Here is a 25,197-nt window from a genome sequence, read left to right on the forward strand (position 1 = left end):
AAATTCTATCTAGGATGGAAGCCAACGATATTTCGGCATGACATCCACCCCCACTTATGGTCTAAAAGTGGGAGGGCCTCACAAACGGAGGCGCCTCCGTTTAAACTAGCGACTTGACGCCATCCGTCAAGTGCAGATTGCGTTGGAGTAGGATTTTGGACGCGGCCGCGCCGGAGACGGCAGATCAGACGACCCCGAAACTGAGGGCCGATGCACGTCGCAACCGCGACAAGCTGATCGAGGTCGCAGCTCATGCTTTCGCTGAAAATGGCGTCGAGACATCGCTGGAAGACATTGCGCGCCGCGCCGGCGTGGGAATTGGAACGCTCTACAGGCATTTTCCGACGCGCGAGCATCTGGTCGAAGTCGTCTACAGGCGCGAGTTGCAGAACCTGGCGGAATCCGCCGACGAACTGGCCCGGCAATATCCGGCCGATATCGCACTCGAACAATGGATGCTGCGCTTCGTCAATTACATGGCGACCAAGCGCGGCATGGCGAGCAGCCTGAAGATTATCGCGAATTCGAATTCTTCGATGTTCGCGGAGGGCTTCGGCCGCATCCGTGGGGCCTTTGAGAAGCTGCTGATGACCGCGCGGGAACAGGGCCTGGTCCGTGACGACATCTGCCAGACCGACCTGATGCACGCTATGTCGAGCATCTACTCCATCCCCGATGCGCCGGAATGGCGCGAGCGCGCCAACAGGCTGATCGGCCTGCTGATGGACGGTCTGCGCGTCAAGCGCTGAGACATCGTTTCTTTAAACATACCGCACAAACGATTTGCGGCCCGGAAGACCGGGCCGCAATTTGTTTCAGGTTATGAATTCACCGTCTCCTGCGTCGGCTCCTTGTCCCGGTAGTAGGACATATAGTTCCCGCGCAGACGTTCCGGTGCACCTGGATCCGCATATTTGTGCAGTTCGGCGAGATCGGTCTTGTTGAGGATCACGCCGATCGTCTTGGCCGCGATCTGCGGCTCCGACTGCAGCACGCTCTGCACCGCCTTGGCCGGCGTTACGCCCCATTCCGTTACGAAGACGAAGCCGTCGGCATAGGGTTCGAAGGCCTTGGCATCGATGACCGGGATCAGCGGCGCCAGGTCGACGACGATGACGTCGAAGGTTTCCTTGATGCTTTCCAGGAACTGGCTCATGCCGGTCGAGGCGAGAAGCTCGCTCGTATGGGTCACCTGACGACGGGTCGTCATCGGCAGGATCGTCAGGCGCGAACGGCGATCGACACGGGCGGCCGTCGTCCACGATGTCTTGCCGAGAATGACATCGACAAGCCCGACTTCAGGCTCGCTCGCCAGCATCTTGGACAGGCCGGGATTGCGAAGGTCGGCGTCGATGACGAGCGTGCGCGCACCGCTGGAAGCAATGAGGCCCGCAAGGTTGGCCGCGACCGTCGACTTGCCCTCGCCCGGAAGGCAGGAAACCACGCCGATGACAGCGCATTTCTTGCCCTGCAGGACGATGTCGCAGGCAAGTTTGGTGTTGCGCAGCGTTTCGGAAAACTGCGAGCGCGGCGCCTCGACTGCAATACGCATCATCCGGCGGAAGGAGATCGGATCTCCCTGCGGCTGGTTGGCAGCGTCGCCCTGATCCTTGGCCGGCGCGGGCACGGCCGAGCTCGTGCTCGACGTTTCGTCGCGTGCCGCTCCGGCGAGCTTCGGAAGATAGCCGAGGAAGCGCATGCCGAGCTTCCGCTGCACGTCGTCTCCGGTACGGAAGAAGCGCTCACGCAGTTCCAGAACCGTTGCCGCTGCTCCGCCGATGAGAAGGCCGAGCACAACGGAGAGCGCCATGGTCAGCGTCTTGCGCGGGCTGGACGGCGCAGTCGGTACGCCGGCTTCGGAAATCACGCGGGCCTTGGCGATCGGCAGCGATTGCAGCTGCGAGGCCTGCTCGAAACGGTGCAGGTAGGATTCGTAGAGTGTCCTCAGTGCAGCGGCTCGCTGCTCAAGCTCCTGCAGCTGAACCATGTTGACATTCGCGTCGGCATTGTTGCCGGCAACGCGCTGGATGCTTTCACGCAGTGACGCTTCCCGCGACTTGGCAACCTCAAGCTCATTGTTAAAGCTGCCGGTCAACTGCTGAAGCTCGCGGAACATCTGCTGGGCGACATCCTGCTTCTCGGCCTTCATCGCGATGGCCTGCGGATGATCGGCACCGAATTGCTGGATGATGCCCTGCTCGCGGTCATTGATCGCGATGTAGCGCTTGCGCAGGTCCTGCATCACGGTGTTGTCCGTGTCGCGGTTGGAAACGACCGCATTCTGCACGGCCGCGTCCGGCCCCTTGTCGATGATCGTCTTGTACTGATTGTAGCGGGCAGCAGCCGTCGCCACATCGGCCTGAGCCGAGATCAGCTGGGTATTGAGATCGGAAAGCTGCTGGGTCGATAGCAGCTCACCACGCGGGGAGACGAGACCCTTTTCGCGCTTGTACTGCTCGACGGCAAGCGAGGCCTGCTGCGCACGGGTGTTCAAATCGTTGAGACGTTCCTGCAGCCAGACGCTGGCGCGTTCCGTCGCATCGAAATTGGCGTTCAGCTGCTCTGTGAGATAAGCCTCGGCATAAGTCTTGGCGAGCCGTGCCGACAGGACCGGATCGGGCGAACGGGCCGTCAGAGAGATAACGGAGCTACGTCCCACCTTCTCGACCGAGATCGACTGCTGCAAAACGGCTCCGGCCTTCTGGCGCTTACCTGCAAGGATCTGTTCTTCGGTCGCAGGCGGATCGGCCGGCGTGACGAGCGAGACGACACTCTTCACGACATCCTTGATAAGAGCTGTCGGTGACTTGGGAGGATCGACGATCAAGTCGTTTTCGGCGAGGTTCGCCTTGTCGACGACGCTGAGCGCCAGCGCCTTCGACTTCAGGATCTCGACCGCGCTCGACATGCGGTTGTCGATTTGCTGTGCCGTCTGGCCGTTTTCCGGATCGTCTTCCGCATAGCGGGACAGGTTGTCGTCCACGAGGATCTGTGTCGCTGCCGTGTAGATCGGCTGGGCCATCAGCAGGTAAACGCCTGCCAATACGACCATGACGATGACGCAGCCGATGATCACGCCTAGACGGCGCATGGCGGCGGACCACAGCTTGTCGAGATCGATGAACGTGTCCTGGTCTTTCGGCTCGTTCGGAAAGATCGTCATCGGTCGGAAATTTACTTGGTCCATAGTTTCATCCGCTTTGGGAATTCGGAATGAAACGGCGGTATAACCGCCGTTTCGATGCGTTTTGCGCAATCAGGCTGCGCGAACCCGGGTCTCGTGCAGATCGAGCAACTCCTTGATCGTCACGGCGAGATCGCCGCTCATGTCGGATCGCAGCATGGCGAAGGCGACATTGGCTTCGATGAAGCCGCGCTTGCTGCCGCAATCGAACGTCCGGCCCTGATAGGGCTGCGCGTGGAACGGCTGCATCTTCAGTAGCTTCTGCATGCTGTCCGTCAGTTGGATCTCATTGCCGGCACCGCGCTCCTGGCTTTCCAGCAGTTCGAAGATTTCCGGCTGCAGGATATAACGACCATTGAGATAGTAATTTGACGGAGCCTCGGAAGGCTTCGGCTTTTCGACCATCCCGGTGACCTGGAAGCCATGGCGCACATCGTTGCCCATGCTGACGACGCCGTAGCTGGACGTCTCTTCCGGGGCACACTGCTCGACCGCAAAGACATTGCCGCCGACTTCTTCATAGAGATCCATCAGACCGGACATGCAGCCGCGTGCGCCGTAGGATACCATGTCGGGCAGCAGCAGTGCAAAGGGCTCGTCGCCCACGAGTTCGCGAGCGCACCAGACGGCATGGCCGAGACCGAGCGGCACCTGCTGGCGGGTATAGCTGACGGTGCCGGCGAGCGGCAGCATCTTTTCGAGCTGGGTAACCTGCACCGTCTTGCCGGCGCGGGTGAGGCTCGCAATCAGCTCCGGATTGCTGTCGAAATAGTCTTCGATCGCCGTCTTGTTGCGGCTGGTGACGAAGATGATGTTCTCGATGCCCGCCTGCATGGCTTCATCGACGGCATACTGAACGACGGGTCGATCGACGATCGTCAGCATTTCCTTGGGCATCGCCTTGGTGGCCGGCAGAAACCGGGTACCGTTGCCTGCAACCGGTATCACCGCTTTCCGAACTGGTCTTTTCAGGTCCATTCCTTCGTCCTTTCTGGAGGGCGCCCCCGCCCTGTGTGTCAGGATTTCAGTTGACGCCGGCCGCTTTCGCGAACCGGCGCATGCGAACGACAATCGGCATCCTGAGGTGCTTCAGCGCCCCCGGATTGCCGATTGCAGTTTTGAGGAAGCTGCCGACGGACTTTCGCTTGATGTCGTCGACGAGCGTGAGAAACGAGCGGGCCTCGATGATGCTGCGGGTGCGGCGCGTTTGCGCCTGCATCTCGTCAGGGCCCAGCTTGAAACGGGAGAGAAATGCGCGGTCTGCCTCCAGCATGTCGTCGAGATGTTGATGCTTCAGGACGCGGGAGATAGAGCCGGCACGCAGATAGTAAACATAACCGACATTCGGATCGACGGCGCAGCGGGCACCGCTCGCCAGCACGGATGCGAAGAGAATGTAGTCCTCGCCGATACGCAGCATGTCGTCGAAGGCGAGATCGTGCTGGACGAGAAACGCGCGATCGAAGATCGGCTTCATGTAGCCGTAGTTGAACGTCGTGTTGAAGATGACGTTGGAGGAGATGAAATCAACCAGCGAGATTTCCCGCTGCCGCTCGAGCTCGTCATGACCGAACATCGTCTTCGGCGCGCCGCCTTCGAGCGGCACGACATCGACGTTGTCGACGACGATCTGGGCTTCGAGCGCTTTGGCCTTCTGCAGCATGGACAGCGAGCGGTCCGGCTTCACGGCATCGTCGGAATCGAGCGTCGCTACCCAGCGGCCGGTCGCGGCCTCGATGCCGGTATTGCGCGCCCTGCCCGGCCCACCGTTTTGCGGCTGGCAGATCAGCTTGACGCGCGGGTCCGTGTAAGCGCCGGCAATGTCGCGGGTCCGGTCCGTCGAGCAGTCGTCGATGACGATCACCTCGACCGTGACCCCCACCTGTGCAAGTGCGCTGTCGATGGCACGCTGAAGCGTTTCCTCGGCGTTGTAGGCTGCGATGATGAAGCTGATATCGGGCGTCTCGATGGTCATGCCGCCTCCGCAGTGCCGTATTGGCGAATTTCCCGAACGCCGAGCATGCCCATCACGGCACCGACATGCAGCGCGCCACGCAGAGCGTAACGATTGCGCTGAACCGGCATCAGAGCGAACACCGCGGCAACAGCACCACAATAGCCGGCTTTTGCGGCAGCAATCAGAGCCTTCGGAATGCGTTTGGCGCCGCTGTTGTTAGCCGCAACGATGCGGCCATGGGTCTGGCCCGAGCGAAAACGACGTTTGGCGAGCCAGGTGAAGCTGGCGCGGCTTGCCGGCACCGGCTCCAGCACCAGAGCACCTTCGGCAAATTCGATCCGCCCGCCGCTTTCCGTCAGCTGCGAGAAGAAATGAGTATCTTCGCCACCGCTCTGACCGAGCGCGAGCGCGAAGCGACGGCCCGCGACGAGCGGCGAGCGCATGTCGAGCAGCGTGTTGCAGGTATAGCCGGTGATGATGCGCCCATTCACCCAGACCGGCATGGTCGAGTGAAAATCGCCGCTGCGCATCCAGCCGGCGCTAGCCTCACTGTAGAGGGCCTTGACCGGACCAAGCACGGCTTCCGCCCCCGTCTCACGCGCTTTTTCAACGAGCGCGGCGAGCCAACCGGGCGTCGCAGTCTCGTCGTCGTCGATATAGGCGAGAAAGTCCGCTTCGCAGGCCGTAAGGCAGGCATTGCGGGCGATCGAGATATTGGACTTCGGGCAGTGCACGTAGCGGATCGGGAACGGCGAACGCGCGGCCATGCTGTCGACCAGGTCCTTGGCGCTCGGCTGGGCATCGTTGTCTGCGACGATCAGGCGAACCTCGGCATTAGCCGGCACGGTCAGCTTGAACAGCGATTCCAGCGTCTCCTTCAGAGCAGGACGCCGGAACGTGCAGATGCCGATATCGATGCGGATCGAATTTGTGTTCGTCATGCCGCCCTCTTGCGCTTGAAGCCGACCAGCTCCATCCAGAAGCCTGCCGACCAGGCGAAATGCATGATCATGGCCGGGATGGAAGCAAAGAGCGCCAGCATGTTGCGCTGGCCGATCGCCATATAGACACCGTAGGCGAAGCAGGCGGCGACCCAGACCGCGAACGGCACCGCGGCCCACCAGTGAAGCAGCGCAAGAACCGCACCGGCCACGACCGGTGCCACGGCAAGCGGGATCGCCTGGCGGATCTTCGGGATGGAGCCATGCTTCATGAGGTTTTTCGCGCGGCCGCGGCCATAGCCGATATACTGGCGGAAGAGTGCCGACGCGCTGGAGCGCGGATAGTAGGTCATGTAGGTCTTGCCGGTCATCCAGATGCGGAAGCCGGACTGGCGCAGCCGGAAGTCCAGCTCCGCGTCCTCGTTGTGGCTGAAGCTCTCGTCATAACCGCCGACGGCGGTATAGGCCGCAATGCGCATCAGGGCGTGATGGCCGTGATCGACCCACTCGCCGCCGCCACCGGCGCGATGCTTCGAGCCGCCATTGCCGAGCTTGGAATTCTGCGCGATCGCCGCCGCCTGCTGGAAGGCGCCGAAGCCGACCGTTTCCATGCCGACAACAACCGAGATCCGCCTGCTTCAACTCGGCTTCCTCGATCAGCGCACTGCAGTAATTGTCCGGGTAATCGCCATGGGCGTCGATGCGGATGAGATAGTCGCGGCCTTCGCCGAAACGGTCGACCGCGAGATTGATCGCCGCACTCTGGATGCGCCGCGGATTGTCCATCAGTACGAGATCGGAAATCTCGCCCGTCAGGCGCTGGACGATCTCGATCGTGCCGTCCTTGCTGCCCCCGTCGGCGACGACGATCAGCATGTCCATATTCCCGCGCTGCTGAGCCAGCTTGTGCAAAAGCGGATCGATCGTCTTCGCCTCGTTTAGGCAAGGAATGACGAGCAGGACGCGAGGGCTGACCTCGAAACGGGACATGTCGGAACCGGAAACGCTACTCTCTACCATAATCCACCTCACGACTGCATGGTTGAAGCAGCCTGCATTTCGGCAGGCGATTGTAGGTCGGGTTTGAGCGAGGCGAGCCTGGTGACCAGCGCCCGGCAATCCGCCGGTCCGGTCACCCATTGGCCGCGTTCGATGGCCGCGACGCGGGAAAACTGTTCGGCGTAGATCTCCGGCGTCATCGCCTCGAAGATCCGCGCGAGCGCACCGGGCGTCGCCTTGTCGATCGTCACGCCGATCTCGCGTCGCGCCAGAAAACGTCCGGTCTCGGTCGAGCCGAGCGCGATCGGCACGGCCGCGTGCAGACCGCCTTCATAGAGACGGTTCGGCAGCAGCCATTCGGAATTCAGCCCCTCTTCGAAGAAGTCGATCGCCCAGTTGAACTGCACGTCGTCGTAGATTGCGGAGAGGTCTTCCGGATTGCGATAGGCGCCGTGGAATTCCACATGGCGCGCCTCGCCGACGATGCGGTCGAAATTGTCGAATTCGCTATAGGCAGGACGGCCGCGGATGACGACCTTGACCTTGCCGTCCATCCGGTCGGCGAATTCGGTCAGGATAGACAGCGACTTGCGACACCGGATGGCCCCGAACCAGCCGATGCGCCAGGGCTCGCCCGGCTTCGGCGGACGAGCAGCCTGCTCGGCCTGTTCGACATCCGTGTCGAGATCCAGAACCTTGTTCTCGAGAAGCAGGACCGGCAGATTCAGCCCGGAGCGCGGCTTGAAAAATTCTCGACGAAAGCCGGAGAACTGGTGATCAGCAACTGAGCCCGACGGCCGAAGAAGCGATGTACGGCCCGCATCAGCTTGCCCTTGACACCGTCGTCGAGAAGCAGCCGGTGAATGTCGAGGCATTCGTAGACGACCGGAAGCCGGCGATCGAAAAGGCGCGCCGTCTGTCCGGCAAGCGCCAGCGTCTCCATGTTGCGGGCAATGATGACATGCGGACGCCTGACGCCGGTCAGGCTGCCCTTCAGAGTCAGGCTAGCCTTGACCACCGCGCCGATGCGCTGCGCAAAACGACCGTCCGCTGTCCTGCCGAGCACGACCGTCTCAACACCCGGCTCGCCTTCCAGAAGATTACGTCCGCGCAGGAAGCCGGCGACCGTTACCTCTGCGCCCCCGGCCTTGAGGGTCAGGACCCGTCGCCGGATGGCAGCATCGGCGAGATCATGCGCAAGGTATAGAACGTGGATGGTCAAGCAGGCCGGCTCCTGTTCTGTGAAGGGCTAAAAGGCGGGATGCGTGCAAAGTCGTCGAAACGGTTCAGTCGATGTTGCAGGCTACGGATTCGGGAAACTGGCATTTGTCCCCGATCGCGGTGAAGGACACCCGATCGATGGTCATCGTCGTCTGGCCGTTATAGGCGAACGTGCCCATCCAGCCCTTCAGCGTGTCGGTGCCCCAGAGGCTCAGGAAGATCTTCTGGGCATTGCTCGGGATCTTGGATTTGTCCGTGACCTCCTGAACGAGCTGGCCGTTCAGGAAATAGCGAAGACGGTCCTGTTCCCAGACAAAGGCGTAGTCGTTGAAGCCCTGATCAGCCCCACCGGCAACGGGAATAACCTTCTCGTTGCCGCCCTTGCCGTTGATATACTGGTTGACCTGGACCTGGTCGGTATTCTTGCCGAGCACCTCGAAGTCGATCTCGTCCCACGGCTTCTTGTCGGTCGGACCGATATAGGTGAAGAAGGCCGAGTTCAGGCCGGAGCCGGTCGCAGCCTTCATCCGCACTTCGTAGGTACCGTATCCGTAGCGGCCGCGCGTCTGCACTTCGCCGCAAAGATATTTGCGATCCTTCGACTGCCCCTCGGAATAATTGAGGTTCAAGGCGCCGTTTTCGGTGTTGATCTGTTTGCGCGACCATGTGCAGTTCTGATGGCCACCATTGTTCCATCCATCCGACACGTACCAGAAGGAGCGGTCGAAGGTATCGAAGGTCTCGATGAACGACTTGCCGGTCGCGCCATCCTGCGCAAAAACAGGACCGGCTGCAGACGAAGCGGCAATGACGGTGCCGAGGATGATGGTGACCTTGTTTACGAGATACATCATTGTCTTACCTGCGCTGCTGAGCAATTTCGGGGTCGATCGCGGAACGGCTTGATCCGACGGACCGGCTGGCGGTTGCCTTCGCAAGTTTTTCCTTGCGGCCGCGGCTTCCGGTCAGCACCTGGTAGAGCGCCGGCGCAATCCGCATGGCGAGCCCGTTGGTGACGACCATGATGATCAGCGTCAGAACGACGGCGCCGAGGTAGAAGACCGGATAGGCATTCACACCGGCAATCTTGTTCCACACCATCCACATGATCATCAGCACCGGATAATGGGCGCAGAAGACCCAGAAGCTGAGGCTACCTGTGGCCGCAAGCCGTTGACCGACCCGGCTTTGAATGGCGATCGCGGAAATCATCCAGAAACCGAAGGCGCCGATCATGGAGAGCGCGTTGCGGGCAAGGTCGACCATCCAGGGATAATCCGGGCCGGACTGATACTGGGCGATCGACAGGGCAACTGCTGCCGCAATGGTGGCGATCGTTCCCGGAACGGCGAACCGGTCCAGCGCCTTCAGATCGGCGCTGCGCAGCGCCAGGAAGATACCCATCGTGAAGCTGAACAGGATCGACTTCTTGATAACGATCGGAACCGCGACATCGGGCAGCACCGCGAAGACAAACAGGATCGCCAGCGTCGGCAGCGCGAAGCGGCGAACGAGCAAGGCGAGCAGCGGCGACAGCGCGATGCAAACGATTAGATCGCGAAGAAAATAGAGAGGCAGGTTGACCGGCAGATCTTCCGCCGCGAAGGCGAAGGTCAGCATCTCACGCGCCGATGAACCGTGCAGATCCGGGAAATATCCCTGTCCGATCCCCACCTTCTGGACCAACCAGACGGCAGCAAACAGGCCGAGATTCCACAACAGAAACGGCAACAGTACGGTCTTTGCCTTCGACTGCAGGGTCTTGCCGTAGTCAAAGGACTGTATGCCCTTGCGGAACAGCAGGTAGCCGGAGATCATGCTGAGGCACGGAACCCCAACGCGAAAAAGGCTGTCGCCGAGAAAGACGCGAAGCCAGTCGAACCAGCCATTCGTCCCGATGAAGGGACTGGTGGCCGGGTTGTACGGCACGTGCACAAAGACAATGCCGGAGATCAGGAGTATACGCATCAAATTGATGCGGGAGGATATGTTCTGATCAACAGTCAAACAGGTCACCCCTTTTGGGCAGTGCCTCCCGTCACCGCCGTTTCAATCAGAGCAGACTTGAGCCCGCAGTCGTGCAAAAAGGATCGTGCCGACTTTAGAGGAAAATGTGGCAGCGCCTCAAAAAACAAGGACACGCCATGCGCGAAAGTGTGAAGCGCAGCTCAAAAGGCGTATCACCAGAATGTGAGAAGCGTTCATTTTCAGGGGCAAATCATCGATTTCTTGCTGCGGCGCAACATCGAAAAAAATTATGAATACCTCTCTCATTCCGTGATGGCCTGACTTGGCCTCTGGTATCGCCTTGCCTCAGCTTCAGGAAAAAAGGCGAAAATGAGGCAATGACAAGGCAAGAATACGCTCAAGATGCTATCGGATTAGCGCCGGCCCGCCGGCGCTTCACCATGCCGAGAATTTTCTTCAGGAGGGTGCGTTCCGTCAGCAGTAGCAGCACGCCATAAACCAAGCCGCCAACAGCGCCGCCGGCCAGCACCTCAAAATAGGGGTTTGTCAGATGGGCCTCGAACGCGTGAAGAAAGGCCCTGACTGCCAGCGCCATGATGAGCGCCGTGATCATCGATCGGCTGCTGGTCAGCATGCCACGGACGAACGGAATATTGTCGACCCTGAACACCGCCCAGGAATAACCGACCAGCGTCACGGCATTGACGGCGCAGAGCCCCCACATGGCGGTGACGAGATCGCCATAATAGGCGCCGAGCGCGATCGCCGCAGTCGTCGCAATCGCCCGCAGCACGGCCGACCAGAACAGGACCTGGCTATGCCCGGTGCCCTTGAGATAGGGAATGAACGTGCTGCAGGGCGTGACGATCGCCTTCGACAACGCCAGCAGGCCGAGCACCGGCCAGGCATAGGCCCATTGCGGCCCGAACAGCACCAGCATTGCCGGCTCCGCCACGGCCCAGAGGCCAAACATGGCCGGCGCCAGAAGCACCGTCGTCACCTGCGTGGAAAACATCAGCGCATCCGAACGGCGCTTGCGATCGTCCCCCATCAGGCTGAAGGCAGGGAAAAGCACGCCCATGACGGCTGACAAGATGACCTGGTTCGGAATGCTGGCAAATCTGTTTGCCGCCGAATAAGCACCGGCATCGGCAAGGCCCAGCATGCGGGCGATCACGATCATCGGCGACTGGAAGGTGACGAAATTGGCGATCTCCGACCCCATCATTCCCCAGGTGAACGACAGGAGCGGCACGATCTTGGCCGGCCGCAGCACGAGATGCGGCATGTAGCGGGTGACGGTGTAGAGCCCGACAAGGCGGATGAGAGCGGCGGCGAAGAGCTGGAAGACCAGTGCCCAAACACCGTAGCCGAGGAATGCCATGGCGACGGCAATCAACGCCGCAGCCGATTCGGAAATCGTGCTGAGCACCGCGTCCTTGCTGAAATTCATCTGCCGCGCGAGCAGGGAATAGGCGACATCGCCGGCGAGCTGCAGCGGAATAAGCACCGCCATGATGCGCAGAAGCCATGCGCTTTCCGGCGCGCCCATTATCGAGGCAAGCCAGTCTGCGCCGAGGAAAAGTCCAAGCCCCATCAGGCAGGCCATGGCGAAATTCGTCCAGAAAACCGTGTGGACGGTGTCCATGTCGCCGTCGCGATCGACCACCAGTGCGGAGGTCAATCCGGCGCCGCCGATCATCGCCAAAAACTGCACGACGGTGAGGGCAACTGCCACGGAACCGAAATCTTCCGGTGTTAGGAGCCTTGCCAGAATCGGCACCGTGACAAATTTCAGCCCGAATGTGGCGGTCTTTGATAGCACGCTCCAGCCGACATTGGTCGTGACTGCCTTGACACCCTGGGTTGGAGCCATGTGAGAATTCCTATTCTGGAGGTTATCGAATACGGCGGTCTCGCCGCCGAACAGAAGGCACTGCAAACGTCAGTGGCTTGCAATTCTTTGAAGGAGCAGGGGCGAAAAAATGGCGACGTTCACGGTAATTATCCCATTTTATCAAAAAGAGGCCGGCATTTTGCGCCGGGCGCTAAAATCTATATTCGATCAAACGTTTCAGGATTTTGATATCATCGTCGTTGATGACGAGTCACCCTACCCCGCGGAAATGGAGCTGCGCGACATCGACGAAAGCTGGCGTTCCCGCATCAAGGTCGTGCTCCAGCCGAACGGCGGACCGGGCGGTGCGCGCAATACCGGCTTAGATAATATTTCGGCCGAAACCCGTTTCGCAGCGTTGCTCGATTCCGACGATGTCTGGCTGCCGAACCATCTGCAGAACGCCTATGACAGCATGAACAGCTTCGGCGCGGATTGCTATTTCGCCTCGATGCAGGCAAGCGAGGAATTCTACTATCACTTCGGCATGGCCGAGCTGGAGCGGCGCGAGGGCGGCACGCGCCTTTCCGAAGATCCGCTCGTCGTCGAGATCCCCGATATCGCCAGTGTCATGCTGAAGAACTGGAGCTTCCTGCACCTGTCCTGCATGGTCATCGGCCGGCCGATCTTCGAGAACGTCCGTTTCGAGCCGACCCTTCGACTGGCTGCCGAAGACGTGCTGTTCTTCTGCGACTGCATGCTGAAGGCCAAGCGTACGGTATTGTGCGACGAGGCCGGTGCCGCGCGCGGCATGGGCCTCAACATCTTCCACAGCATCGACAACCGCTCGCCGCAATTCCTGAAGCAGCAGTTCAACACCTGGGTGGCGCTCGACACGCTGGAGACACGCTTCAAGGCACGGCCGGGCGATGTCGCCTCGATCGCGTCCTACAAGAATACCGCACGCCAGCAGGCTTTGTGGAGCCAGGCCGGCCGGATGAAGCGGCGGGAGGCACCGGATTTCGGTCTTCTCGCCCGTTGGGTGATGCGCGATCCCGCCATCATCAGCGCCGCCTTCCGCCTTGGTGCGGGCAAGCTGAACCGCCCAGCGCGCTGAACAGTACCGCGACGATGGGCATAAACATTCTGAATTCAAACGCGAGCCATGGAGGCCACGCATGAAACCCTATTACTGGGCATCGCATCACGGAAATTTTGGCGACGACCTGAACCTCTGGCTCTGGGATTATCTCCTGCCGGGTTTCCGTGACGTTCATCCCGACGTGCTTCTCGTCGGCGTTGGCACCGTCCTCAATCCGGTCCTTCTTCCAGGACCCGAGCAGAAAAAGCTCGTCGTCGGCAGCGGCTATGGCTATGGCGAAGCGCCCAACACGACCACGGAAGATTGGGATGTCCGTTGCGTACGTGGCCCGCTGACGGCAGCGAAACTTGGACTTCCGACCGAAAAGGGCATCACCGACCCGGCGGCACTGATCGCCGACATGCCGGAATTCCAGAACCTGCCGAAGATCCACAAGAAGACCTTCATTCCTCACTGGGAATCGGCCGAGTTCGGCATGTGGGCAGCCGTCTGCGAACCCGCCGGTCTGACCTATCTCGACCCTCGCGGTGAAGCGAAGGAAGTCATCCGCCATATCGCCCAGTCGGAAATGATCGTCGCCGAATCCATGCACGGCGCTATCCTGGCCGATGCCTTCCGGGTGCCGTGGGTTGCCGTCAGCACATCGCGTTCGATCAACGACTTCAAATGGAACGATTGGGCGCAGTCGGTCGGCACATCCTACGAGCCGCGCTACGTGCCCGTATCGACCCGTGCGGAAGCCGTGAGAAAGCGATCGCGCTTCTGGGGCATGCGTTTCGATTCAGATACTCAGGCAGCGCCTGTAAACGCTCCGGAACCAGCCGACGGCAACGTGATGACCCATTCGGCGCCGTCTCAGACGGGTCTGCGCGGCATGGCCAAGCAGGCGCTGGCAACGCCGTCGATCCTGGCCCTATGGCAGGCAAGCCGTGCCCAGCCGAGGCTCAGCCCGGAAGACAGGCTGAACGCCAAGAAGGCCGCGTTCCGCGAGGTTCTCGACGGAATCCGCCGGGACTACCTCTGAGAGCTACTTCTGGGAAACGGGCTCGCCCGACAGCAGATAACGGGGGATGTCGGCAGTGAAGCGGCTGACGTCCCCTTGTTGCGTCTGAGCGCATCGTATTTATCGAAGAAGATGCCGGTCACGACGGACGGCAACGCATCCAGCCGCCCGAGCATATGCTTGATCGCAGCACCTTTGCCGTGCTGGGATTTCGCATCGAGGAAAGCACGCAACTCGTAGCGGGCGCGGATGTGATCCCTGTGCGTCGTGATGATCTGCTTCGCCTCGGGCGTCAGTGGCATAGCCGACATGATCGCGTTGTCGGCCTCATAGAGACGCCGCAGATCCTCGGTGCGATGGCGGCTGCTAAGAGAATCTCCACGCACCACAGCGCCATAGCCGCAATGTTCGATGACCTTGTAGCGGGCCCCTTAGCAAGTGCCTTGACGTAGAAGTCGTAGTCCTCGCCCAGGCGAAGCTGTTCGTCATACTGCAGACCATGCCGGGCAAGGAACGCGCGGCTCATGACGGGCTTCAGGAAGCCGGTCTCGCCACGCGGCTTGCCACGTTTGGAAATGTTGCCCTCTACGAACTGCACGAGCGACATGGATCGCGCCCTCGACTGGAAGCGCGGCGGAACGGCCAGCGCCGTCGGGTCGGCTACGAATGCAATATTATCGGCAACAAAATCCCAATCGCTTTCCGCCAGCATCGGCGCAAACCGTCCGGGAAAGAAAAAGTCGTCGGCATCGAGAATGGCGATCAGCGGCGCCGTCGATTGGGCAATCGCGGCATTGCGCGCCGCAGACGGGCCGCGGTTCTGTGCAAAGGAAATGACCTTCAACCGGCCCGTTCCATCATCGAGGGCCCTGGCAGCGGCCTCAGTGCCGTCGCTCGATCCGTCGTCGACGACCACGACTTCCGACACTTCAACTTCCCGCAAGGCGGACGCCACGGCGAGACCGATCGTATCGGATGCGTTCTTGGCTGCGATGATAACGCAGATCGTCTGAGTAGCGATGTCCGCCATTGCCGTCTCCATCGTCTGTCGGTCCAGACCATGAAACTTAGGAAAATGGCGACGATGTGAAAGGTGCAAGATTTTGCAGTGCAACGGAAGATGCTAAAGTAAATTACCGATCATGAATACGAACCCTGGCGGCAGCGTCGGCCCGGATTTCATCGCGTCCAAGGTCTTCCTTGATCTGCCGGGATGAATGGACATCAGGATTTCGATCCTTGCCGGCACCTGATTTTTCGCGGTGCACAAGGTAGAGAACTCCGACGAAGTAACCTACCTGAAGTATAATGGCACAGAGCAGCGTTTGACCGAGGGCGGTGAGCAAGGAACCTGTCGTGAGGTACGCCGCCACTGCAAACACGATCAGAACTGCCATCATGCTCACAAAGACGCGCGGTGCGTACATCATCATTCCTCCCCGAGGGATTTTCTTAGAAAACTGACAATTTTTAGTGCCCTCTCCTAGGCCTCTACTTTATGAGCCAAACGGAGAGGATTCAAGGCTCTCAGACCCGGTGGGGGCTTTGGGAGCATGAAACTTTGGTAAGGTGGTCTCTTCGCCGTAAATTAGCGGCTTCAAATCGATTCAACATCAAGTTACCACGTATAATTCACCATATTCTCGCCACATTTCAGCCCGATTTGCCGCATGCCACAGCATTTCGATGCTCATGGACGTGCGCCGGCCCTGATATCCGATCAACTTTTGTTACAAAGGTCACCGAGCGCGATCATGCGCTTTTGCGTTGCACCATTGTATTGCAGTGCAACAGACGTAGGCCTTTGGTCCGAAGGGCAAGCTACTTATGGTCCGGCCCTCAAGAAGCGGCGACCGCTTTGATCGCGCGACAGGATTGGTAATACGATCCCATCAAGTTTCGATTACCTATTACATTCGAGATCGATTCAAATTTACACGGTCATCGTAGTATTTTCGCAGGTCTTTATGTTTTTATATACTACCAATGGGTGTACGCCTTACGGTGGCGAAACGCCTCATGCCCCCAATCTGGCGACCCTGTCAGAAAATTTTGACTAGCATCAAATTCCGAACACAGACTTATTATCCCATAGCTGCACATTGATGCGCCTTAAAGGCACCGACTATCGCAAAACCTAAGTGGAGTCCTCCCCCATGAAGTCAGCGACACGTTCGGCAAATACGCCGCTTACGAATCTAGATCACTCCGCCTTCGCTTTGCCGATTGGCGGTTTGGCAAAAAGGACTTTCGACATCACCTCGGCCGGTCTGGCCCTGATTATTTTCAGCCCGATTTTTTTGATGATCATGGCGCTGGTAAAGTTCACGGATAAGGGCCCTGCCTTTTACGGGCATAGCCGTATCGGGCATGGAGGTCGTACCTTCAAGTGCCTGAAGTTCCGGACAATGGCAGTCAATGGTGACGAGCTTCTCCGCAAGCACCTTCGGGAAAACCCCGAAGCAGCCGATGAGTGGAGACGCACCCGCAAGCTCAAGGACGATCCGCGGGTGACCGCTGTCGGCCGCGTGCTGCGCAAGCTCAGCCTCGACGAACTTCCCCAGCTCCTCAACATCATTCGTGGTGAGATGAGCGTCGTTGGCCCACGCCCCGTCGTGGACGATGAATTGAAGGTCTATGACAGCTTCGCCGTCTACTATCTTCAGACCCGCCCTGGCCTGACCGGCCTGTGGCAGATCAGCGGCCGCAACGACGTATCGTATGAAAGCCGTATCGCTTTCGATACGCATTACGTCCAGAACTGGTCGCTTGTGCAAGATGTTGCCATCATTCTGCGGACAATACCCGCAGTATGCCTGGCACGCGGCAGCTACTGAGCAAACCGGGCAGCGTCTGCGAGAAATCGGGGCGCTGCACCGACCGGCTTCGGTAGCGACACCAAAACAATGAAATACAGGAGATCTGATGGGCATCCGTAAGGTCCTTCCCACCGGCATCCCGACGCTCTTGGCAGCGGCGGGCATATTCATGTCTGGCGCTGTGGCGCCTGTCTTGGCGCAAGACGCGATCCAGAGCGATGCCGTCCAGAACCAGGAAGCCGCCACGAGCGACACTTATCGCCTGGGCGTCATGGACAAGCTGCGTATTCGCGTTGCCGAGTGGCAGCCTGCGGACGGCAGCATCAGGGACTGGGACGTTGTCAGCGGTGACTACACCGTCGGACCTTCAGGCGCGCTTTCCTGCCGTTCATTGGTGATCTGGATGCAGCAGGCAAAACGACGACAGAAGTCGGCAAGGCGATAGGCGAGAAGCTTCAGAGTCAGTTCGCGCTGCGTAACCTGCCCTCGGCATCAGTAGAAATCGCACAGTTTCGTCCAGTCTTCGTTTCGGGCGACATCGAGACGCCCGGCGAATATCCCTACTCTCCCAATCTGACCGTACTCAAAGCTGTCAGCCTCGCCGGCGGTTTGCGTCGCTCGGATGCCGGACAGCGTTTTGCCCGTGATTTCATTCGCGCTCGCGGCGATGCTGATGTCAGCGATTCCGAGCGTGGTCGCCTGATTGCGCGGCACGCGCGCCTCGTGGCGGAAATGAATGGCGCTGAGGAGCTGCAGATCCCCGAAGAGCTGAAGAAGCTTCCGAACGCGCAACAGCTGATCGACAGCGAAGCGGCGTTGATGAAGTCCAGGCGCCAGCGATACGAACTCCAGCTCAAGGCGCTGGCCGATCTCAAGGATCTCCTGGACACTGAGGTCCAGTCGCTGGCACAGAAGACGGTCACTCAGGAACGACAGCTGAAGCTGGTCAACGACGATCGCGACAGGATGGCAAAGCTGACCGAACAGGGCCTCGCCACATCCAGCCGCCGGATCTCGGCCGAAGAGCGAGCGGCCGATCTGGAATCCAACATGCTGGATACGAGCACCGCTTCATTGCGTGCGAAGCAGGATATCAACAAGGCCAATCAGGACGAGATCAACCTGCGCAACGACTGGGATGCCCAGCGCGCCCAGGAACTGCAGGACACCGAAGCGTCACTGGAAAAGCTCGGCCTCGAGCTCTCGACCAGCCGCCAGCTTATGCAGGAAGCGCTGGCCCAGTCCGCCGAAGCGCTGAAACTCGATCCGGCCAATGAAGATGCCGCGATCAAGTATGTCGTGGTACGCGACGAGGGCAATGGGCCGAAGCAGCTGACTGTCGACGAGAACACGCGGCTGCGCCCCGGCGACGTCATCAAGGTCTCGTCCGAACTTCTGATGCAGTAAAGACTGGTGGAGCCCGCGTGAAGATTGCGAAATCTGCCCTTATCGACCCGGCCAAGAATGAACTCTACGGCATAGCCGCCGTAGCGGTATCCTTCTTCGTCTTCGCCTATTCGAGCCGGTTCGGGCAGATTTCGATCCTAGCCTATTATGGCGTCTGGTTCCTGCTGGTGACGGTCGACTATCGACGCGTTCTCGGCAATTACCTGAAATATCTCTGGATCTTCGCCTTCGCGCTGTTCTGCTTCATTTCCGCCTTCTGGTCGCCCGCCTTCGGTGTTTCCCTGCGGACGGCCATACAATACTTGACCCATGTGGTCTGCGCGCTGATCGCCATGCGCGTGCTCAGCACCAGGACGCTGATCCGCGGTGCGATTGCCGGGGTCGCTATAGTCCTCGTCTATTCTCTGCTGTTCGGTACATATCTGCCGGATGCGATGGACGGCACGTTCAGCTTCGTTGGCGCCTTTTCGTCAAAGAACCAGCTCGGTTTCTTCGCTTCGCTTGGCGTGTTCTTCTGCTATGCCGCCGTCATGCTGTTCCGCGAACGCGGCATCTGGTTCATCGGCGCCGGCGGCGTCAGCCTCATCTCCGCCTATTCGCTTCTTGCCTCCCAGTCGGCGACATCGGTGATCACCACGGTCGCCATCGTGGCCGCCTGTGTCGGCCTCCAAGGCTTTATGGTCTTTTCGCCGAAGCATCGGCGGGCCTTTTCGGCGCCGCCCTCATCCTTGGCTCAGGCGCCGTCGTCGGCGCGATGCAATTCGGTGCGATGGATGCGATCCTTGGCATATTCGGCAAGGATTCCACCCTGACCGGCCGCACCTATCTCTGGCAGCAGGGCATGGAGACCGCCGGAGAATATCCGATCCTCGGGATCGGTTACCAGGGGTTCTGGGTCCAGGGTTTTCCGAAGGCCGAAAGTCTGTGGGACGATTTCGGAATTACGGGGCGCAGCGGCTTCCACTTCCACAACACCTATATCGAGACCATGGTGGAGACGGGCATAATCGGCACGCTGCTGCTGGTATTCACACTGCTGACGATCATCATCGGTCATTTGAGACGCCTGCTGATCATCGCCAAGACGCCTGAATCCCTGATGTTCCTCGGCCTGTCCTGCCTGCTTCTGGTTCGTTCCTTCGTTGAGATCGACATCATGAACCCTTATCAGGTTGGCTCGTTCCTGTTCTATTTCGCCGCCGGAAGGCTGGCACTGGCGCCGCAGCGCAAACCGGCGCGGGTCTTTTTCGATCAATTCGTGCCCGGACGGACCGGCACGCAGATAGGCTGAGGCCACCGAACATGCAGACGCTCTATTCTATCCAGTACCTCCGGGCGCTGGCCGCTCTCGCCGTGGTCATCTTCCATGCCGGCGAGCGGACCGGGCTGCATTTCACCATCGGTGCGGCGGGCGTCGACGTCTTCTTCGTCGTCAGCGGCTTCATCATGATGGCGATCAGCGATGGCCGCCCCGACACCCCAGCAGGATTTTTCCGCAATCGGCTGCTGCGCATCGCGCCCGCCTATTGGGCGGCGACGACGGTGATGATCGTCGGCGCCATTGTCGGCCTGTTTCCGAACCTGCAGCTCGATCCCGCAAATATTCTCGGATCATACTTCTTCGTCCCGATGCCCTCCCCCAACAACGATCATCTCTGGCCGGTCCTCGTCCAGGGCTGGACGCTGAATTACGAGATTTTCTTCTACGTCGTCTTTGCGCTGGTCCTCTTCCTCAGACCCTCGGCGCGACTGGCGGCGCTGGCGGCCGTCTTTGGCCTGCTCGCCTTGATCGGCATCGTGGCCAAGCCGGAAAACCAGACGCTCGCCTTCTATACTGCGCCAATCATTCTTGAATTCGTCGCTGGCGCAGCGCTCGCCAAACTGTGGAAGAATAACAGCCTTCCCCGGCCTCAGTCGGCCTTGGCATGGCTTGTCTCGCGATTGCAGGCTTTGCGACGATCCAGGTGATGAAGCTGGATTTCGATGCCTGGACCTGCGGCCCGCTGGCCTTCATGCTGGTCTCCGGTGCCCTTGCTATCGAAGTGAGAGGCAGATTACCTGCCATGCCGGCCCTCACCTATCTCGGTGACAGCTCCTACTCGATCTATCTGTGGCACACATTCGCCGTATCGGTCGTGGTCCAAATTGGGCTGGCGCTTTCGCTGTCGCCGCTGATCCTGCTCGTCGTGGCGACGATACTTGGTACGCTGGTCGGCATTGCTGGATATGAATGCTTTGAGCGCCCGGTACATCTGCTCTTGAGAGGCAAGCGCTCGGCGCTGTGGCGCTTTCCGATCCGCCGCCCGGTGCGCTGATCCCTGAAACGCGAAAGGCGCCCCGAACGAGAGCTCGGGCCGCCTTCAATGTTTTTAATAGCGGCGGCGCTAGACCGCCTCGCTCTGATCAGGCCGCGCGTGCCGCGTCCAGCGGGATCTCGACATCGATCTCGAGGATCGAAACGTCGGCTTCCCGATCGAGCTTCACCGTCACCCGGTCGCCGTCGAGTTCGACATGCTTGGCGATGACGGCGAGGATTTCTTCCCGCAGGATGGCTGCGAGATCGGAGCCGGCAGAGGCACGCTCATGGGCGAGCAGAACCTGAAGGCGCTCACGCGCCGCAGGCGCCGAACGCGATCGTGTGAAAAGACGCAGTATGCTCATGCGGCCTTCCTTCCGAAGAGTTTTCCGAAGATGCCACGCTTTTCGCCCGGTACGGTGACGGGCACGACTTCGCCTGCAAGACGGCGGGCGGCTTCGAAATAGGCCTGGGCCGGCATGCTGCGGGTGTCGGCGAGCGTGACGGGAGCGCCGACGTTGGAAGCCTTCAGAACATCCATGCTTTCCGGAATGATACCGAGAAGCGGGATTGAGAGGATTTCGAGGACGTCATCGACCTTCAGCATGTCGCCGCGTTCGGCGCGGGTCAGATCGTAGCGTGTGAGCAGCAGGTGCTTTTCCATCCGCTCGCCGTTCTCGGCCTTCAGCGTCTTGGAATCGAGCATCCCGATGATGCGGTCGCTGTCGCGAACGGAAGAGACTTCCGGATTGGTGACGACGACGGCGATGTCGGCATGGCGCATCGCAAGCGTAGCGCCCTTCTCGATGCCGGCCGGGCTGTCGCAGATGACCCAGTCGAAATACTTCTTCAGTTCGCCGATGACGCGTTCGACGCCCTCTTCCGTCAGCGCGTCCTTGTCGCGCGTCTGGGAGGCCGGCAGCAGGAACAGCGTGTCGAGCCGCTTGTCGCGGATCAGCGCCTGCGGAAGCTTGGCATCGCCATTGATGACATTGACGAGGTCATAGACCACGCGGCGTTCTGCACCCATGACGAGGTCGAGATTGCGCAGCCCGACGTCGAAATCCACGACGGCAACCTTCTCATTGCGCTGAGCGAGTGCGGCGCCGAGTGCGGCGGTCGATGTTGTCTTGCCAACACCGCCCTTGCCGGACGTGACTACGATGACTTTCCCCATCTTGATCTCCTGGTTATCTGACCTTTTGCGGCTCAGAAAAGTATGTCTGCCATGATGACGTCGCTCTCGAGCGACAGCTGAACTGCCCGCCCGCGAAGGCTCTCATCCATGTCCTCGGCCATCTTATAGATGCCGTCGATGGCGATGAGCTCCGCTTCCAGGCGGCGGCAGAAAATGCGTGCGTTGGTGTTCCCGATCGATCCCGCCATGGCACGGCCGCGAAGGGCGCCATAGATGTGGATCGAACCGCCGGCGATGACTTCGGCGCCGGATGCCACGGAGCCGACGATGGTAATGTCGCCTTCCGGGAAGATGATGGACTGACCGGAACGAACCGGCTCGTCGATGACAAGCGATTGCGGGATCGCCCGGACCTGCGGGGCTTCGAGCTTCTGCGGCGCCTCGGATTTGGACTGGGACTGAACCTCAGCCGAATCGGTGCTTTCTGCGTCCGGCTCGCGTGCGGAAACCTCGACGTCGGAGGCAGGCTTGCCACCCTTCATTGCCGGCGGCATGCCTGGGCCAAGTTGGGACGGACGAGCCCCTCGACGCCCATGATCCGGACATTGCGCTCGGCAAGGTCGTCGATGAGCTGTTTCAGTTCGGCCTTCTTGATCGACAGCTCCGAAACGTCGAGAACGACGGGGCGGTCGAGGAAAAAGCCGGCCGAGCGCGAGGCAAGGTCGTCCAGCCGGACAAGCCATTGATCGAGCGGAAGATCCGGCGACAGAACGACCGCCAGGAACGAACGGCCCTTGATTCTGATGGAGCGAGCGTCTGTTAGCACTTTGGTCATCTACGTTAATAAATCGTTGCCCATGTCTAGAGGCGTCATGGTTAACAAATGGTTAACAGGGACCGTCCAGGGCTTAAGAACTCTTGATCAAACCTGACCTGTAAACGGGCCGAGAAGCGGCCGTAAACACCTAGCCCCGCAGGCTGGCCCGAGGCTTGCGCGGACCTTTCCTCAGCGGGTATTTTTCTTTTTGCTTGAGAACCTGCGCTGTCAATCGCTTATCCGACGCGGCATTGGCAGAAACGGAAAAAGGCGCCAATCGGCGCCTTTCTCGAAACTTGGTGAAATGCTGCTCAGACGGCGGCGCGCTTGTCCTTCGCGGCAAGACGCGCCAGCAGATAGTCAACCTCGGCACGGGCGGTCGAGGTCAGCGTCTGCGCCGGCTTGCGTTGGGCATCGGATGCGATGACGCCGCGGCGCTTGAGGACATGCTTGCGCACGGCGAGACCGACGCCGAGCTGCTGTTCGTAGCGGATCAGCGGCAGATGCGCATCGAAGAGGTCATGCGCCTCGTCTCGCTTGCCGGCGGCAAAGGAGAGATTAGCTCAGCCAGCATGTCCGGGAATCCATAGCCGGTCATCGCGCCATCGGCGCCGCGTTCCGGTTCGAAGTCGAGGAACATCCCGCCATTGCCGCAGAGGATGGAGAAGGGGCGAAGCTCGCCAGAGCGCTGCATGGCGCGCAGCTTGGAAATCTTCTCAAGGCCCGGCCAGTCTTCGTGCTTGAGCATCAGGCAGGACGGATGGTTTGCCATGATCTTTGCAATGACGCTCGTGGCGATCACCGTGTTGAGCGTCAGCGGATAGTCCTGCAGGACCCATGGAACATCGTCGCCGACCGCTTCGACGGCATTGGCGAAATAGTTGATCGTCTGCTCGTCGGTCTTCAATCCCGGCGCAGGCGCGATCATCACGCCGGCAGCGCCCATATCCATGGCACCGCGGGCAAGCGAGCGCATGGCGGCAAAGCCCGGCGCCGATACGCCGACGATGACCGGCACCTTGGCGCGCTCGACCACCCGCTTGATAATCGCCCGGCTTTCATCCGCTTCCAGCTTCGGCGCTTCGCCCATGATGCCGAGGATGGTGATGCCGGTGCAGCCGCTCGCCTCATAGAAGTCGGTCAGGCTGTCGACGGAATTGAAGTCGATCGCGCCATCGTCGAGAAACGGCGTGGCGGCGATGGCATAGACGCCCTTGGTATCAACGTTGAATGTCATTGTTTCTCCTCTCAGCAGCAGTAAAGCTGCACCGGCAATTCACTGAAGACTTCCGGATATCCGTTCTCGGTGATGGCAAAGGTCTGGCCGACACCGGTCGTCAGACCCGTCGTCGCATCCGGTATCATGATGTGGACGAAGAACACCATGCCCGGCGTCATGATCAGCGGATTGCCGGAATAGATCATCGGCGGCACGTCCATCCAGGTCGGCTTGAAGGTGCAGCCGAGCGCGTAGCCGCAGGCCGCATAACGCGCCTTGGCAAAGCCGGCATCGTCCAGCACGCGGCGATGGATATCGTCGAGAGTACCGAGCGCGACGCCCGGCCGCGCTGCGTCCTTGATCTGGTCAAGCGCATCCTTCGCCACCTTCAGCATGTCGAGCTGGTGCGGATCCGGCTTGCCGGTGACCAGCGTATGCTCGACGACGACATGGTAGCGGCAATGGGAGCCGGCGAGTTCGACAAGGATCTGGTCCTGCTCCTCGATCAATCGGGGTCCGCCGATCCCGCGGCCGTAAAGCGCGCGGGATCCCGAATTGACGAGAGGGCCACCAGAGGGAATGTCGCCGCCGCCGGCAAGCATCGCGGTGAGTGCCGCGCCGCTTAGAACTGTATCGGGTATGCCTGCCCGGGTAACGTCGATCGCCGCCTGCACGGCCGCATCGGCAAGCTTGCCGGCCATGCGGACATGCTCGAGCTCAGCCGCCGATTTGACCAGCCGGCCGGTGCGGACGATGTCCGATGCATCGACGTTGACGCAGAAGCCCTCAAGCGCCGTGTCCACCATGCGGGCATTTGCGCCGGTCAGGCCATAGGTCGCATATTCGACGCCGACCTTCTTTCCGGAAAGGCCCTTCTCGGCCATGATGGCGCGCAGGTCTTCCGCCGGATTGGCATCCTCGGCATTCAGCCACACACGGACATCGTCATAGAGCGAGGCGACATTGGCCTGCCGCAGATCAGGCGTGCGGGTGAGCAGCACCGTGTCGCTGCCGTCATCGGCCAGAACCAGACCCGCCTGGAAGAACACGTAGCCGGCCGTGTCGTAGCTGGTCAGCCAGTAATGGCTTTCCTGGGCAAAGACGATCAGCGCATCGAGGCCGCGCTCGCGCATCCGCCGGCGGGTTGCCGTCAGACGTGCATCGAATTCCGCCTGCCTGAACTTCAGCAGAACCTGGCGGCCGCCACGGGTCGTGCCGGCAAATTCCTGGGGGACATACATGCTCATGCGAACGCGCCGTTCTCTGCTCTTGTGGATCGTTGGAAGAGG

At 60.3% G+C, this 25,197-nt stretch carries 15 protein-coding genes and 9 pseudogenes; 7 read left to right on the forward strand and 17 right to left on the reverse strand.

Features of this window, described 5'->3' with window-relative positions:
- Nucleotides 1-155: 155 nt before the first annotated feature.
- Nucleotides 156-749, forward strand: a complete 594-nt coding sequence (locus N7E02_RS11030) for a TetR/AcrR family transcriptional regulator (RefSeq protein ID WP_286581948.1) — start codon at nucleotides 156-158, stop codon at nucleotides 747-749.
- 71 nt (nucleotides 750-820) lie between these two features.
- On the opposite strand, the gene N7E02_RS11035 is transcribed toward N7E02_RS11030, so the two are convergent.
- From N7E02_RS11035 to N7E02_RS11075, 9 genes and pseudogenes are all read right to left on the reverse strand, one after another.
- Nucleotides 821-3,187: a polysaccharide biosynthesis tyrosine autokinase gene (locus tag N7E02_RS11035; RefSeq protein WP_286581949.1), complete on the reverse strand. Its 2,367-nt coding sequence runs from the start codon at nucleotides 3,185-3,187 to the stop codon at nucleotides 821-823.
- A gap of 69 nt (nucleotides 3,188-3,256) precedes the next feature.
- Nucleotides 3,257-4,162 carry a UTP--glucose-1-phosphate uridylyltransferase gene (locus tag N7E02_RS11040; protein ID WP_286581950.1) on the reverse strand — a complete coding sequence of 302 codons (906 nt, stop codon included), beginning with the start codon at nucleotides 4,160-4,162 and terminating at the stop codon, nucleotides 3,257-3,259.
- Nucleotides 4,163-4,208: 46 nt separating this feature from the next.
- Nucleotides 4,209-5,159, reverse strand: coding sequence for a glycosyltransferase family 2 protein (locus N7E02_RS11045; protein ID WP_286581951.1), 951 nt, complete (start codon nucleotides 5,157-5,159; stop codon nucleotides 4,209-4,211).
- A complete protein-coding gene (locus tag N7E02_RS11050) occupies nucleotides 5,156-6,082 on the reverse strand; it encodes a glycosyltransferase family 2 protein (RefSeq protein WP_286581952.1) in 927 nt (308 codons plus the stop codon). The genes N7E02_RS11045 and N7E02_RS11050 overlap by 4 nt, the downstream gene beginning before the upstream one ends.
- Nucleotides 6,079-7,072: pseudogene (locus N7E02_RS11055) on the reverse strand (glycosyltransferase family 2 protein). The gene N7E02_RS11050 and the pseudogene N7E02_RS11055 overlap by 4 nt, the downstream one beginning before the upstream one ends.
- Before the next feature lie 38 nt (nucleotides 7,073-7,110).
- Nucleotides 7,111-8,303, reverse strand: a pseudogene (locus N7E02_RS11060) (glycosyltransferase).
- 64 nt (nucleotides 8,304-8,367) lie between these two features.
- The gene (exoK, locus tag N7E02_RS11065) at nucleotides 8,368-9,156 is read right to left on the reverse strand and encodes an endo-1,3-1,4-beta-glycanase ExoK (RefSeq protein WP_286581953.1); all 789 of its coding nucleotides are present in this window, start codon (nucleotides 9,154-9,156) and stop codon (nucleotides 8,368-8,370) included.
- A 4-nt stretch (nucleotides 9,157-9,160) separates the two neighbouring features.
- On the reverse strand, nucleotides 9,161-10,270 hold the full coding sequence (locus tag N7E02_RS11070; RefSeq protein ID WP_286581955.1) for an acyltransferase family protein: 1,110 nt from the start codon (nucleotides 10,268-10,270) through the stop codon (nucleotides 9,161-9,163).
- A gap of 397 nt (nucleotides 10,271-10,667) precedes the next feature.
- Complete coding sequence (locus N7E02_RS11075; protein WP_286581957.1) at nucleotides 10,668-12,146, reverse strand: lipopolysaccharide biosynthesis protein; 1,479 nt, start codon at nucleotides 12,144-12,146, stop codon at nucleotides 10,668-10,670.
- Nucleotides 12,147-12,255: 109 nt separating this feature from the next.
- Here N7E02_RS11075 and N7E02_RS11080 point away from each other — a divergent pair, with 109 nt between their 5' ends.
- Nucleotides 12,256-13,224, forward strand: a complete 969-nt coding sequence (locus N7E02_RS11080) for a glycosyltransferase family 2 protein (protein WP_286581959.1) — start codon at nucleotides 12,256-12,258, stop codon at nucleotides 13,222-13,224.
- Between the two features lie 61 nt (nucleotides 13,225-13,285).
- Complete coding sequence (locus tag N7E02_RS11085) at nucleotides 13,286-14,233, forward strand: polysaccharide pyruvyl transferase family protein (RefSeq protein ID WP_286581961.1); 948 nt, start codon at nucleotides 13,286-13,288, stop codon at nucleotides 14,231-14,233.
- Nucleotides 14,234-14,236: 3 nt separating this feature from the next.
- Here N7E02_RS11085 and N7E02_RS11090 read toward each other — a convergent pair.
- Nucleotides 14,237-15,242, reverse strand: a pseudogene (locus N7E02_RS11090) (glycosyltransferase family 2 protein).
- A gap of 103 nt (nucleotides 15,243-15,345) precedes the next feature.
- A complete protein-coding gene (locus tag N7E02_RS11095) occupies nucleotides 15,346-15,642 on the reverse strand; it encodes an exopolysaccharide production repressor protein (protein ID WP_286581962.1) in 297 nt (98 codons plus the stop codon).
- A 726-nt stretch (nucleotides 15,643-16,368) separates the two neighbouring features.
- On the opposite strand from N7E02_RS11095, the gene N7E02_RS11100 reads away from it, so the two are divergent.
- From N7E02_RS11100 to N7E02_RS11125, 4 genes and pseudogenes are all read left to right on the forward strand, one after another.
- Nucleotides 16,369-17,049: a sugar transferase gene (locus tag N7E02_RS11100; protein WP_286581964.1), complete on the forward strand. Its 681-nt coding sequence runs from the start codon at nucleotides 16,369-16,371 to the stop codon at nucleotides 17,047-17,049.
- Between the two features lie 151 nt (nucleotides 17,050-17,200).
- Nucleotides 17,201-18,438 (forward strand): annotated as a pseudogene (locus N7E02_RS29595) (polysaccharide biosynthesis/export family protein).
- A gap of 17 nt (nucleotides 18,439-18,455) precedes the next feature.
- Nucleotides 18,456-19,729, forward strand: a pseudogene (locus N7E02_RS11120) (O-antigen ligase family protein).
- A gap of 11 nt (nucleotides 19,730-19,740) precedes the next feature.
- Nucleotides 19,741-20,753, forward strand: a pseudogene (locus N7E02_RS11125) (acyltransferase family protein).
- A gap of 88 nt (nucleotides 20,754-20,841) precedes the next feature.
- On the opposite strand, the gene minE reads toward N7E02_RS11125, so the two are convergent.
- The 6 genes and pseudogenes from minE to N7E02_RS11150 all read right to left on the reverse strand — a co-directional run bounded on the left by minE (nucleotide 20,842) and on the right by N7E02_RS11150 (nucleotide 25,155).
- On the reverse strand, nucleotides 20,842-21,099 hold the full coding sequence (minE, locus tag N7E02_RS11130; RefSeq protein WP_092998850.1) for a cell division topological specificity factor MinE: 258 nt from the start codon (nucleotides 21,097-21,099) through the stop codon (nucleotides 20,842-20,844).
- Nucleotides 21,096-21,911, reverse strand: coding sequence for a septum site-determining protein MinD (gene minD / locus N7E02_RS11135; protein WP_286581968.1), 816 nt, complete (start codon nucleotides 21,909-21,911; stop codon nucleotides 21,096-21,098). The genes minE and minD overlap by 4 nt, the downstream gene beginning before the upstream one ends.
- 32 nt (nucleotides 21,912-21,943) lie before the next feature.
- A pseudogene (minC, locus tag N7E02_RS30040) lies at nucleotides 21,944-22,279 on the reverse strand (septum site-determining protein MinC); the annotation flags it as partial.
- Between the two features lie 84 nt (nucleotides 22,280-22,363).
- Nucleotides 22,364-22,707 (reverse strand): annotated as a pseudogene (locus N7E02_RS30045) (septum site-determining protein MinC); the annotation flags it as partial.
- Nucleotides 22,708-23,000: 293 nt separating this feature from the next.
- Nucleotides 23,001-23,926 (reverse strand): annotated as a pseudogene (locus N7E02_RS11145) (dihydrodipicolinate synthase family protein).
- Between the two features lie 11 nt (nucleotides 23,927-23,937).
- Nucleotides 23,938-25,155, reverse strand: a complete 1,218-nt coding sequence (locus tag N7E02_RS11150; protein WP_286581970.1) for a M24 family metallopeptidase — start codon at nucleotides 25,153-25,155, stop codon at nucleotides 23,938-23,940.
- Nucleotides 25,156-25,197: the final 42 nt, after the last annotated feature.

This window comes from Terrirhizobium terrae (assembly GCF_030323265.1).
Taxonomy (GTDB): Bacteria; Pseudomonadota; Alphaproteobacteria; order Rhizobiales; family Rhizobiaceae; genus Neorhizobium.

What these genes read in the sequence shown, in the direction of transcription:
- N7E02_RS11035 (WP_286581949.1), bottom strand. Translation starts at nt 3,187, where the DNA reads ATGGACCAAGTAAATTTCCGACCGATGACGATCTTTCCGAACGAGCCG.
- N7E02_RS11040 (WP_286581950.1), bottom strand. Translation starts at nt 4,162, where the DNA reads ATGGACCTGAAAAGACCAGTTCGGAAAGCGGTGATACCGGTTGCAGGC.
- N7E02_RS11045 (WP_286581951.1), bottom strand. Translation starts at nt 5,159, where the DNA reads ATGACCATCGAGACGCCCGATATCAGCTTCATCATCGCAGCCTACAAC.
- N7E02_RS11050 (WP_286581952.1), bottom strand. Translation starts at nt 6,082, where the DNA reads ATGACGAACACAAATTCGATCCGCATCGATATCGGCATCTGCACGTTC.
- exoK (WP_286581953.1), bottom strand. Translation starts at nt 9,156, where the DNA reads ATGATGTATCTCGTAAACAAGGTCACCATCATCCTCGGCACCGTCATT.
- N7E02_RS11070 (WP_286581955.1), bottom strand. Translation starts at nt 10,270, where the DNA reads ATGCGTATACTCCTGATCTCCGGCATTGTCTTTGTGCACGTGCCGTAC.
- N7E02_RS11075 (WP_286581957.1), bottom strand. Translation starts at nt 12,146, where the DNA reads ATGGCTCCAACCCAGGGTGTCAAGGCAGTCACGACCAATGTCGGCTGG.
- N7E02_RS11080 (WP_286581959.1), top strand. Translation starts at nt 12,256, where the DNA reads ATGGCGACGTTCACGGTAATTATCCCATTTTATCAAAAAGAGGCCGGC.
- N7E02_RS11085 (WP_286581961.1), top strand. Translation starts at nt 13,286, where the DNA reads ATGAAACCCTATTACTGGGCATCGCATCACGGAAATTTTGGCGACGAC.
- N7E02_RS11095 (WP_286581962.1), bottom strand. Translation starts at nt 15,642, where the DNA reads ATGATGTACGCACCGCGCGTCTTTGTGAGCATGATGGCAGTTCTGATC.
- N7E02_RS11100 (WP_286581964.1), top strand. Translation starts at nt 16,369, where the DNA reads ATGAAGTCAGCGACACGTTCGGCAAATACGCCGCTTACGAATCTAGAT.
- minE (WP_092998850.1), bottom strand. Translation starts at nt 21,099, where the DNA reads ATGAGCATACTGCGTCTTTTCACACGATCGCGTTCGGCGCCTGCGGCG.
- minD (WP_286581968.1), bottom strand. Translation starts at nt 21,911, where the DNA reads ATGGGGAAAGTCATCGTAGTCACGTCCGGCAAGGGCGGTGTTGGCAAG.
- N7E02_RS11150 (WP_286581970.1), bottom strand. Translation starts at nt 25,155, where the DNA reads ATGAGCATGTATGTCCCCCAGGAATTTGCCGGCACGACCCGTGGCGGC.